We start from the raw sequence: 11,757 nt of genomic DNA, 5'->3' as shown, positions 1-11,757 counted from the left end.
ATGCTTTACCCCCTCTTTCTGGTGTTGGGCGAATCCTCCAGGACCGCCTGGTGCCCCATGTGGCTGCCCGGGGCCGTACGGCTTCGTTCCAGGCGTTCTAGGTTAGGAAGGATCGGGAACAACGGAAGTTGACGAATGCAGCAGTGAGTGACCTGCAGGCCGCTATAGCCACAACCCGCGAAAAAATTCCGCTGGCAACCGGTTCGCGCCGGTTTGCTGGCTGATGGGCCACCTGCGGCGCAGCCTCAACGATTTTGGCATCGCTTTGCATCATGGGGACAATGGAGGGAGGGCCCGCTACCGAAACCCGCCGTTGATGAACTGATCGAAGAAGCAGAAATAATATCAAAATATGCGTCTGCGCACTTCAATCGGGATGGCGGCCGCACCAAGACCGACTTCGCGAAAAAGCTAAGAACTTTGGGTTTGTTGTCGTCGCGTTACTGCTGATGTTTGCCGTTGGGCATCTCACGCTCACCTACAAAAACGGCGTAAATCTCTTCAGTGAGCTCTCATTGCTCAGGGATAGGAGCCCGGGATTGCAATACGGGAGGCTTGAAAGGCAACTTCTAGTCGCACAGCAACGATTGCCGGCAGACATCCTTCGCAAAGATCATGCGCAAACAAACGCAAACGGGACTGTGCCTACACCGACGCCACCAGACGTAAGTGCGGCCGCGCCAGCCCCGGCGCAGGAAAGCGGCGGCGTGGGCATAACCGAGGAGATCCAACGAGATCTCATCGCCCAGGATGCGTCATTCCAGTACGCTCACGATCTTACTACGCTTGATAAGGAGTTGAGGCTGGTCAAAGAGAAGAGCGATGCCTTCCTGTTCGCTGCTGACGCCCAGCTCGCGGTTCCACAAATGCTGTGGAATTTCAGCGCACGGTTATGGGTAAACCTTAGAGAAGCTGCCGTCTGTTCATTGCGTGTTTTAAAAAGGATCGAATGCACAACCGCCGACGGAAAACCACTATCCGAAACGGAACTCAAGATCCAAAGTGCCGCGATCACGCAACAGTATGAAAAGCAGTATGCCTCGGTCGATGTCAGTTCGGTGCAGAATTTCTGCCAGGATCTTCGACATATCGAGACAGCACAATCGAATGACTGGGATCTGAAAAAAGCAGGTCTCACCACCTTTCCTGCCGATAAACTGGCGTTCATCGGCAGGTCCACATATCTCTTCGAGGACAGGCTCGGCATCAAGACAATGGACCTGATGCGTCAGAATTGCCGTATGAATCTGAGCTATTATTCGCAGTCGATACCAAATATCCTCGACATACAAAACAAGATATCCGGGCGGCTCGCCACTTACTCATACCTAGCGCTTCCAGCGCTGTATGGCGCCCTCGGATCGCTGATGTACTTCATGCGACGGATACTGGACCCGCTTTTACCAAACCCGCCCTTGCTGCGCATGATCTACCGTGTGGCCCTAGGGGCTTTGGCCGGAATGGTCCTAGCGTGGTTCTGGGACGGAACGTTCAACAACAACGAGGCGTTTCAGACCATCGGCTTCGGCCTGTTCTCGCTTGCGTTCGTCTTTGGCTTTGCGATCGACGTGTTCTTCACCTTGCTTGACCGCTTCGTAAACATATCGACGAACGCCGTCAGCAAGATCGGAACCACCGGATAGCAAATCCGTTGTCATATCGCATTTGAGACTGCGAGATGTATCCAAAAGGGGGATGTCACCGTTAACTCAGAATAGTGCTTTTGGCGGTTCACCACGCCGTTTCGCAAACCGCTAAATACCTGATTTCATTGCCATGAGATTTTTCTGCTTGATGAGTAGACGCAGTATTTCCTCTTAACGTGACATTCCGCAGCGGAGAGGCATTTCCCTAACTGCGGCGCAGTGCAGGTTCGCTTGGCCAGTATAGCACGGCGCGAGACGCATCCTGCTTGCGCCACCCTGCACCGCGCGACCGCTTCGCGCAGATTGGCATCCGGGATGACTGTTTCGGGGCCGACTGCTGACAGTCCGGTATCGGCTGGGTGACGCGAGAAGCTGCCGTTCTGCAGCCGGCCCCGCGGTTGTCGCCAAGCCCTATGGCTTCGGCATCTCGGGCCGCGCGCAGCCGATCTCGGAGTTCTAGCCAGGTCAGCTAGTCCGCGGCCTGAACACCGCCACCGATTTCGACGAGGCGATCAACTAGCCCGGTCCAACTGCCCTCAATCACCAAGCTGTCGAACAACTCGCGAGGGCTCACCGCGAGTTCTGCGTAGAATGCTCCCGACGCATCCGCCATGTCATAACCGCTCCGCAACTCTTCGACGAACCGATCGTGATAGTTCGCCAGCCAGACAAGCTTGCGCTTGGCTTTGGCGTCCGCCGTGGCAAGATTGTCCAGGATCAGCTTGCGGTGTCGCTTCAAAAACTCGAAATGCCCAGCTAGCCCCGAGTCGAATTCGCCGGGACCGGCGGAGCGTAGGTAATCGACGAAGTAGGAGCCATCGTCAGCGACTCCGATAAAGGGCCGCACCATCCGCGCCTCATAGGTGTCGAAAGCGCCGTCCCGCCAAAGCGTTTCGTCGCTGAGATATGCCGCTAGTGCCTCCTCATCGATCACTATCCGGGGGTAAACGGCCTCTTCTTCCTCGATCTCATAGGCGCGCACCATCCCATCGCCGAAAATCGGCCCCTTGCCGTTCGAACCAATGTAGACGGGTCCGATCGTCATGCCTCCGCGGAGTAAGATGCCACGGTTCACGCACTCGACTATCGCATGCATGAGGTCGATCAGTTCATAGGCGCACGGCCCATCCTGTGACTGCGTGTCGATTGTCCGCACGCGCACGACAGCGTCCGACACTGATTCGGAAAATGCCTGCGTGTAGAGCCGTATCTTCATCCGAGCGCGACGGCTGCTCATCCCCGTCGCTATCGCCCGCAGTGAAGTTCCTAAGTGCCTTCACGACGTTAGCGATATCCTCGGCATGGCGCGTCTTGAGGAGACGCCTGTAGCCGAGGATGTCGATAAACGTCACAACGCACCGCTCAAAACCGCGTTCGTAAGCGGGAGCGGCAGTGGTCGTCGCAGCGAGGTTCGGCGGGGAGGATGTGGATGTCATCTGAGATGAAATAGATATCTAGGCCTGTGCTGTCATCTGCCTATGAGACAACAACCACGTGATGACGGAAAACGATCGGAAATTTAACAGCCCGCCGACGCGTTGGATACACAATCCCCATCAGTAATCCTCGCCGTTTTACGGCAGCTATCGTCGCAAATCGGTTTGGAGCCGAAGGTCCGTTCACGGCCCGCGAGCAGTAGTGCCCCGCGCCGTTTCTCCTTCGGCCAATCAAGGCCAGGGAGAACTCACATGGGCCATTCTCATTTTGATCATGCTCGCCGAGAGCGCGCCGCGTGGAACGCTGGAAAGAAGGTCGGCACCAAGCGGCCGCTCACACAGAAGCAGATTTGGGCTGTTCGCTTCTTCCTCGATCGTGAGCGACGCATTCGTGACCGTGCACTGTTTGACCTTGCGATCGACAGCAAGCTTCGAGGCTGCGACCTGGTCAAGATAAGGGTTCGTGATCTGGTTGCGGGCCCGGACATACGAACACGCGCGATCGTCGTTCAGCAAAAGACGGGTCGTCCAGTTCAGTTCGAGATAACCGGTGATGTGAGAGCCAGCCTTCTGGCTTCGCTCGAAAGACGCGGGGGCACGGTCGAAGACTACGCATTCCCGAGCCGGATCAATCACGCCCAACACATGAGCACGAGGCAGTACGCGCGGCTCGTTGACGAATGGGTGACCGCGATTGGCCTGCGTCGCGAAGAGTATGGCACTCACTCGCTTCGTCGCACGAAAGCATCCATGATCTATAAGGCGACGGGAAACCTCCGCGCCATCCAGATCCTGCTTGGCCACTCCAAGATCGAGAACACTGTTCGGTATCTTGGCGTCGATGTCGAGGATGCGCTGCTCTTAGCTGAACGGATTGAAATCTGACACTGAAGCGGTCACCCATCGCATCGCGGATGACCGCTTCGGCTCCCAGGATACCTTACACGTCGAGACCGATATATTCTTCCATGGCTGTTCTCCATTCGATGCTTGGGCCCGGCGTCAGGTCGTGAGCCCGTATTTCCATCCTATCGGGGAACAGCCACCCTCCAAGTCTACGATTATTTCCAGGGCAACTCGCTCCCGCGATTACCCTATGTGGATGGCTCCCGCCCCCCGGGATCTGAGTGCCACGGCGGGTGTCAAGGCAACCCAAGCAGAGCGTGTGGTGAGGAAAGGTCTATACTTATATTCTATCATGTGCTAATGTTACTGTTCCTTTTCACGCCCAAATTGGAAAGTGATTTCAAAAACTGAGTGAAATATGATAATCATATTAGTTCACGGCACATGGGGTCGAGGGCTGCTGCCCGGTATTATAAGAACTTCGAGGCCGAGATGGTTCGAAGAAGGCAGCACTTTTCGAACTCACTTACTTCAGGCAATGGGTGCGAATACACACGAACCGGTCTTTGAGCCATTCCATTGGTCGGGTGCAAACTCCTTACTGGAGCGTGAGGAGGCGGGCTTGGCTCTTGCCAAAAGACTAAGGCAGCTACTTGCGGACTGGCCTAATGAACGGGTTGTCTTGGTAAGCCACAGTCATGGCGGTAACGTCGTGGCGATAGCGCTTCGCAATTTGCCGAATCGTGCTGCTGCCGAAGTGGTAACACTTGCTACGCCGTTCACGACGCTGATTCCGCGGGATATTGATAGGCAAGAACGGGCCATTGTAAGAAACGGCGCTTTAGCGGCGCTATGCGCTGTGCTTTTCTACACTCCCCTTTCGTGGGCGCTTGCCTTTATGGTTGTCTCGCCAGATGGCGCTTCAGAGTTCGTCAAAGGGGCGTTGCTTATGGGTCTAATAATGGGGACGATTTTTTGGTTGGTACGTTTCGTCCTTCGATGGTTCACTTATAGCTCTGAGCGAGCGAGCCGCCTTGTAAATGCAAGTCAGCATGGGTGGATCCCCCAGGACCGGCTCTTGGTCCTGCGAGCAGTTGATGACGAAGCAGCACTATCGCTAGCAGCAGGCTCGATTGCCAATAGACTCTCTAGAGTTCTATCACCGCTAACCGGTCTGCTTTCTTTGTTGCTCTTTCTAACATTTATGCTGTTTCTTGGCTATGCAATTTACCATGCAACGACAACAGAAATTGTCACTGAGCACCTGGGAATAGACTACGGTCCTAACCGCTGGCAGAATGGGCTTTCGGAAGCGTACGCTCAGGAGTTTTTGCTCGCCGGGGCAATTGTAATATCTGAAGAGTATTTCTATCTCCCGATGTCGATCATATTGTTAGTACTGGTTGTTCTGCTCTTTACGTCGTTGGGGCTTGCCAAGTCCGTTTATGGGCGAGAGTTGGCCTTGAGATCATTCGCGATAGATCTTGATGCGCAGTCCAGCCCCGACTCGGCCTGCGAGACAAAAACGCTTACTCTTTCCAGATTGACGTACCATTCAAATTCATTGCGGCATGCACTTTACGACCACCCCGATGCAGGCAAAGCCATCGCCGAATGGCTTCAGTTCAACCATCGCGATGCGGATCGTAAGTCCGCCCTCTGCGTCAGCTAACCTAAGACTTGTCGCTTTCGGCCCCGACTTTTCCGTCGGCGCGAACTGAAAGAACGGCAGGTTTTTGGCGGCGACCGAAGTACCCCAAACGGCTACAATGGGGCCGGAGAACGACCTTCCGCCATCGAAGCAGAGGCATCGATAGCTGCCATTCAGCTTCCGACTTGATGCCGCTGTGATGGGGTTAAGCTGACCGCTCGGACCGCTGCAGCGTGGTGGGAAGCATGGCGTCAACCTCCTTGTCGGAAACATAAGCTCCTCGTTGTCCTTCAACGAGGCCTGAGCCTTCTTGTAGGCCTTGCCATCTGTGAACGGCGCGCCGCGAAAGATCTCATGAAGGCTGGTCTGTAGCTCGTCGCGCTTCGTCCGGAGCTCGTCGACGGGCACGGCCTTGTTCAATGCTTCGGCGGTCAGACTAAGGTAGAGCCCTGGTTGGGCTTGCCTGCGCTGGGGAGATGTCGAAATTTATTGGCAAGATCGCGGATCTCATTGTCCTGGTTAGCGGCCACCCGGGCCCGGTCCTGTCCCCCAATCTTCGTCCGTCTGCCATCGAGCTCTCCTGCCGTTTTCATCTTAACCGGCCGGTGGCTGTGTTGGCTCGGGCAGTGTTTCCGTTGCAATTTCGGCTGTGGGCTCAAACGAGCCGTTCACAGCGTCGGTGGCGCTGTAGTGGCAGTGATCTGGCTGCCAAATTTCATTCGATGGATGAGACCGATCCGCCAAATCGACATCCAATTATTCAATTGCCAGGATCGCCAGGTCGGCAAGAAATTTCCCTGTTTTTCTTGGTTCGTTAGCTCGCTTCTGCGAGTTTCTCCACTTGGGCAGCACGCGATCCGAGCTGACGAATTAAGCAGCTCTTGGTGGGTAAAATGGATCTCCACCTCCGCCATTGACGTTCTTCTGTTGTAGATAGATCCGGTCCTTGGTATTGTCACACGTGCGTCCCCTCTAATGGTAATACCAGTTGTGGTTCCAATGAATAGGCGCGATCTCCTTCTGTCCGCACCTGCCTTTGTGGCGGCGTTACTCCCAGCGCTTGCCTCTTCGAAAGAAATTCGTCCTTATCCGCTGCAACACAAAAGGAGTGAGGACGCTAAAGGGCGCTATATGAGCCAACTCAACAAAAGCAAGACGCTCGACCAACGCATTGTGCAAATGTTCGCTCGGATCGATAGCACGAGAATGATGGGCAACATCCAGACACTGCAGAATTTTGGTACGCGACATTCCCTCGCCCCCTCGATCGGCCAGGCTTCTGCATGGTTGGCCCGAAAATTTGGAGAATACGCTGATTCCCAAGACGCCGTTAAAATGCAGCCGTTTCAGATGCCGCAGGGACCGGTTCTTAACAACGTATTGTTCAATTCCGACACCGCAAAACCGAGCTTTATATTGGTGTGCGCGCACTATGATAGTAGGGCTCATTTGCCGGAACGATTTGACCAACCGGCACCCGGCGCGGACGACAACGGGTCAGGCGTCGCGATGCTTCTCGAATTGGCATCGATCCTGCGTGGTGTTTCTTTAAAGCGCGGGGTTTTGCTTGCTGCGTTCTGCGGTGAGGAGCAAGGGCTAATTGGTTCTCAAGCATGCGCCGAAGTGGCTGCTAAGGAGAATTGGCCAATCGATTTGGTGATAAACTTAGATATGATAGGATTTGCCTCGCCGTCTAATCCTCTCAGTATCGTCGTTGAATTTGACCAAGGCAATGCTCATCCGCGCAACGACGCTTCAGCCAAAAGCTTTGCACTGCGCGTAGCACAGATGGCTGCTGATTATACGGAACTTACTGTTGAGCACACAAATATCTGGAGTAGCGACTATATGCCATTTGAGGCTGTGGGCTTTCCATGCGTTGGGCTCTACGACAAGGGTGGAGACGAAGCGTTCTATCACACAAGCAAAGACACCATAGAGAACGTCAATAAGGGTCGGATGGTTGCGGTGGCAAAGTTGCTGACGGCCTCCGTCATCTCAATTTGTGAACTCACCGAGGCTTGAGACTATCTGCCTTGAAGAAATTATGGAGTGCGACATGCCTAATCGAATTTGCTTGGCGGCTTTCGTTGCCGCTATGTTTGGACCAACATTAACAGCATCATCCCAGACGACGGACACACCGATCACCAAGCTTCCCACCGAGCTGTACTTGCGTAATGCGCAACAGCCGCTATCGGACAGTTCTGTAATAATTCGGTCGCTTCAAGATCTTGTGATGCCACATGACTCTCCGGGGGGCGTCCCGAAGAATGACGATCAATTCAAGACCCTCGCTCGTGATTTCATTAGTCAGAATTCAACGGCTTTTGGTTTGGACGGCAATGCTGCGAACTTGGTTCTGAAGCGTGTTCGAACTGGCCTAAGCGGCACCGTTGTCGAATACGAACAGCGGCTCAATGGTCTCCCCATCATTGACAGCCAAATCGGCGTTTCGATCGATCGGGTCGGCGATGTTACGTCGGTAACAAAGAATCTTATTGAAGTGCCCAGCAGCAAGACGGGATCGGTACCGACCACAGCCAAACTAGCGGAGGCCGACGTCTTGGACATCGTTAGCGCCGACTTGAAGCCCGCTGGCCGGATTATCGAGGCTCCAACTGTATCTAAAGCCTACCTCAACGAAGACAACGTTCTGACATTGACGTATATAGTCCGGGTAGCTGTTCAGGAGCCGTTTGGGTATTGGGAATACCATATTGATGCCGAAACGGGCCGGATTGCCGAAAAATTTGACCGTCGCGCACAAGAGAACAAGCGCGCGTTTCCGATAGACGGCGGCGAAACTACGTTGCCAGCAGTCGATTTAAGGGGGGCCCTGAAGGGGTCCGGTTCTCCTAAAAGCTTGTCAAAAACGATAAGCGGCAAGGTTGTCTCTGGCAAAGCTTGGGTGTTCGACCCAAACCCGGTCACAACTTTAAACAACAGCACGCTGTCAGATACTGCTGATGGAGCAATATTCGAGGGCGCATATGTGCAGGTCAATCTGGCTGGCGTCAGCCAGGTCGGCAACGTTCTGAGCTTGAACGGCTCAACTGTTCGTATCGAAGATTTTGAGCCTGGTGAAGGCGGGCGATCGATGCCTCCGTCGACGGCCACGTCGGAATGGACTGCACGCCGCGGTGACAATGCATTCAACGACGTGATGTCCTACTATTTCATTTCCTCCTCCATCGAGTATCTAAGAAAGCTGGGGTATCAAGGAGACCTCGAGCTTTTCCCGAGCGGTATCGCGATCGATTCGGATGGGGCCAACGGAGCTGATAACTCTCACTACGTGCCCGGCTCTGATGTGTTGGCCTTCGGACATGGTTGCGTCGATGACAACGAGGATACTGACGTCATTCTCCATGAGCTCGGCCACGCGATTCATCACCACATTAATCCCGAATGGTTCGGTGGGGATTCAGGTGCCATCGGAGAAGGATTTGGCGATTATTGGGCAGTAAGTTATCGTGCTAAACTTCCCAATGGTGCTGATCCCGATCCCGGCAAGGTGTTTCCGTGGGACGGCATTGCCGAGTGTTGGGGCGGTCGCCGGGCTGACGTTGCGCACGCAATGTATGACCCGCTGGAAACCTATGATGACCACGAGAGTTTTGGCAGTTTTGTATCAGACGAGCTGTGGTCAACGCCGCTCGTTCAAGCGCTCCAAGACCTAAAAGCCCAGGGTGTAGAGGTTGAAACGGTGGACAAAATAGTCCTGGAAGGGATGTTTGACATCGGACGAAATTTTACCATGCGAAGCCTTGCTGCCAACACTGTCAAAAAGGCTGAATTACTCTTTCCAGGTAAGGGTTATGGGACGACTTTCGAGCAGAGATTCAAGGAACACCGAATACTACCTTGATCTGCGATAGCAATAGCCAGCTGGACACCTCGAAAAACCTCGCAATCGGGAACGCATTTTGATTCACTTCGCCTGGTGATTTGCTCGGAGGCGTTGGAGGGGACAGGCGGGGTTCTGGGACATTGATGAGCGATTTGTGCGGCTGAGCGAGGCCGGCGATCCACTGGAGAAGCTGAACGCGGTGGTGCCTTGGGAGGTGTTTTGCAAGCCGCTGGCCAAGGCGCTGAAGCGTTCCGATGGCGCCAAAGCGGCCGGCCGCCCTTTGATGCGGTGATGATGTTCAAGATAATGGTGCTGCAGGCGCTCTACAGTCTCTCGGACGATCAGGCCGAGTTTCAGATCCAGGACCGGCTTTCCTTCATGCGCTTCCTCAGGCTGGGGCTCGGCGACAGGGTTCCCGACGCCAAAACGATCTGGTTGTTTCGGGAGCACCTCACGCAGGCCCGGGCAGTGGAGAACCTGTTTGCCCGGTTTGACAAGCACCTCAGCAAGGCCGGCTATCTGGCGATGGGCGGGCAGATCGTCGACGCCACGATTGTGGCGGCGCCCAAGCAGCGCAACACGGACGCCGAGAAGGCCGACATCAAGGCTGGCAAGGTGCCGGACGAATGGAAGAACAGACCAGGCAAATTGCGTCAGAAGGACCGGGATGCGCGCTGGACGGTGAAGTTCTCAAAGGCCAAGGCCGACGAGGAGGGAAAGACGAAGCAGCGCGATATCGCCGTTCCCGCCTTCGGCTACAAGAACCATGCCTCGATTGATCGCCGGCACGGCTTCATTCGCGGCTGGAACGTCACCAACGCTTCGGCCTATGACGGGGCGCAGCTTCGAAACGTGCTGGACAAGAACAACACCGGCTCGACGGTGTGGGCTGACACGGCCTATCGCTCGAAGAAGAATGAGGCGTGGCTGGAGAAGCACGGCTACTTCTCCGACATTCATCACAAGAAGCCGAAAGGCCGGCCGATGAGCGAGGCGATGGCACGAGCCAATGGCCGGCGCTCAAAAATCCGCGCCTTCGTCGAGCACGTCTTCGCACAGCAGAAAGCCCGCATGGGCCTGTTCGTGCGGACCATCGGTATCGCGCGGGCCAGGACGAAGATCGGCATGGCGTACGCATACGACGAAGGCCGCATGATTGGCACGCGCGCGCGTGCGCGGCGGGCTCTATGATGGCGTTGGGTGAAGGTCAGGCGGCCTGCTGATCGGCGGGCTTGTCGGCTTCGCGCAGGCGCTTCCAGTGCCAGGGCAGTAGTTCGTGTAGACGCGAGGTGGGAAGATCGGCAATGCGGGCCAGGACATCGGCGAGCCAAGCTTTCGGGTCGACGTCGTTGAGGCGTGCCGTGGTGATGAGGGTAAGCATAACGGCGGCGCGGTCGGCGCTGCGCTGGGAACCGGCGAAGGTCCAGTTGCGCCTTCCCAGAGCAATGCCGCGCAGCGCTCTTTCGGCCGCGTTGTTGCTGAGGCAGATTCTGCCGTCGTCGATGAAGCGGGCGAAGTCGGCCCAGCGCCTGAGCATGTAGTTGATTGGCTTCAGGACCTCGGAAGAGCGCGAGAGGGTATCGCGCTCGCGGAGCAACCAGGCGTGCATGTCGTCGAGAAGTGGTTTGCTCTTCTCCTGCCGCACGGCATACCGCTCGTCCGCGCTGCGGCCGTTGATGGCGCGCTCGATCTCGAACAGCGCGTCGAGGCGCCTGACCGCCTCCAGCGCGATCGGGGAGATCGGTTTGCCGTTCTTGCCATCCCGGGCCTTTTTCGCGACGTCGGCCAATTCGAAGAAGCCCCGCCGCGCATGGGCATAGCAAAAGGCCGGCGTGATCGGCTGCTCCTTCCGCTGCGGGTCGAACAGCGGCTCGAAGCCACTATAACAGTCGCACTGAAGGATCCCGGCGAACCCGGCCAGATGCTTCTGAGGATGCTCGCCGCGCCGGTCGCTCGAGGCGTAATAGATCGCCGCCGGCGGCGCAGGCCCGGCGAAGGGACGGTCGTCGCGCGTATAGGTCCATATGCGCCCGGTCGCGCACTTGCCCTTCGCCAGGATGCGAATGGTGGTGTCGTCGCCATGAAGGCGCTCGGCCGCGAGCATATGGCGCTCGATCAGCTGGAAGAGCGGCATGACGGCGAAGGTTCCGTGGCCGACCTGATCGGCCAGCGTCGACAGCGGCAGCTCGATCCCCTCGGCCTTGAAGCGCGCGCTCTGGCGGTTGAGTGGAGCATGCATGCCGAACTTGTCGAACAGGATGGTCGCCAGCAGTTGGGGACCGATGAAGCCGCGCGGCGTGGCATGGAACGGCGCCGGCGGCTGGG

The 11,757-nt window shown here is 56.2% G+C and carries 7 protein-coding genes and 1 pseudogene; 6 read left to right on the top strand and 2 right to left on the bottom strand.

The annotated features are described in order from the left end of the window. The first annotated feature begins 539 nt into the window (after positions 1–539). Positions 540–1,643: a hypothetical protein gene (locus tag EOA85_RS14660; protein ID WP_127209918.1), complete on the top strand. Its 1,104-nt coding sequence runs from the start codon at positions 540–542 to the stop codon at positions 1,641–1,643. Between the two features lie 472 nt (positions 1,644–2,115). Here EOA85_RS14660 and EOA85_RS14655 read toward each other — a convergent pair whose 3' ends face one another. Continuing rightward, complete coding sequence (locus EOA85_RS14655; RefSeq protein WP_127209917.1) at positions 2,116–2,862, bottom strand: hypothetical protein; 747 nt, start codon at positions 2,860–2,862, stop codon at positions 2,116–2,118. Positions 2,863–3,334: 472 nt separating this feature from the next. Between EOA85_RS14655 and EOA85_RS14650 the strand changes: the two genes are divergently transcribed. The 5 genes and pseudogenes from EOA85_RS14650 to EOA85_RS14625 all read left to right on the top strand — a co-directional run bounded on the left by EOA85_RS14650 (position 3,335) and on the right by EOA85_RS14625 (position 10,623). Beyond that, on the top strand, positions 3,335–3,967 hold the full coding sequence (locus tag EOA85_RS14650) for a tyrosine-type recombinase/integrase (RefSeq protein ID WP_127209916.1): 633 nt from the start codon (positions 3,335–3,337) through the stop codon (positions 3,965–3,967). A 583-nt stretch (positions 3,968–4,550) separates the two neighbouring features. Beyond that, positions 4,551–5,600, top strand: a complete 1,050-nt coding sequence (locus EOA85_RS14640; protein WP_164759665.1) for an alpha/beta hydrolase — start codon at positions 4,551–4,553, stop codon at positions 5,598–5,600. 978 nt (positions 5,601–6,578) lie between these two features. Further along, positions 6,579–7,604, top strand: a complete 1,026-nt coding sequence (locus tag EOA85_RS14635) for a M28 family metallopeptidase (protein ID WP_164759664.1) — start codon at positions 6,579–6,581, stop codon at positions 7,602–7,604. 34 nt (positions 7,605–7,638) lie between these two features. Beyond that, positions 7,639–9,450: a hypothetical protein gene (locus EOA85_RS14630; protein WP_164759663.1), complete on the top strand. Its 1,812-nt coding sequence runs from the start codon at positions 7,639–7,641 to the stop codon at positions 9,448–9,450. A 121-nt stretch (positions 9,451–9,571) separates the two neighbouring features. Then, positions 9,572–10,623, top strand: a pseudogene (locus EOA85_RS14625) (IS5 family transposase). Between the two features lie 16 nt (positions 10,624–10,639). On the opposite strand, the gene EOA85_RS14620 reads toward EOA85_RS14625, so the two are convergent. Further along, a partial coding sequence (locus EOA85_RS14620; protein ID WP_127209911.1) for an IS66 family transposase occupies positions 10,640–11,757 on the bottom strand: 1,118 nt, incomplete at its 5' end.

It is taken from the genome of Mesorhizobium sp. M5C.F.Ca.IN.020.29.1.1, from assembly GCF_003997375.1.
Classification (GTDB): Bacteria; Pseudomonadota; Alphaproteobacteria; order Rhizobiales; family Rhizobiaceae; genus Mesorhizobium; species Mesorhizobium wenxiniae.
This window is presented reverse-complemented; position numbering and strand designations above follow the sequence as displayed.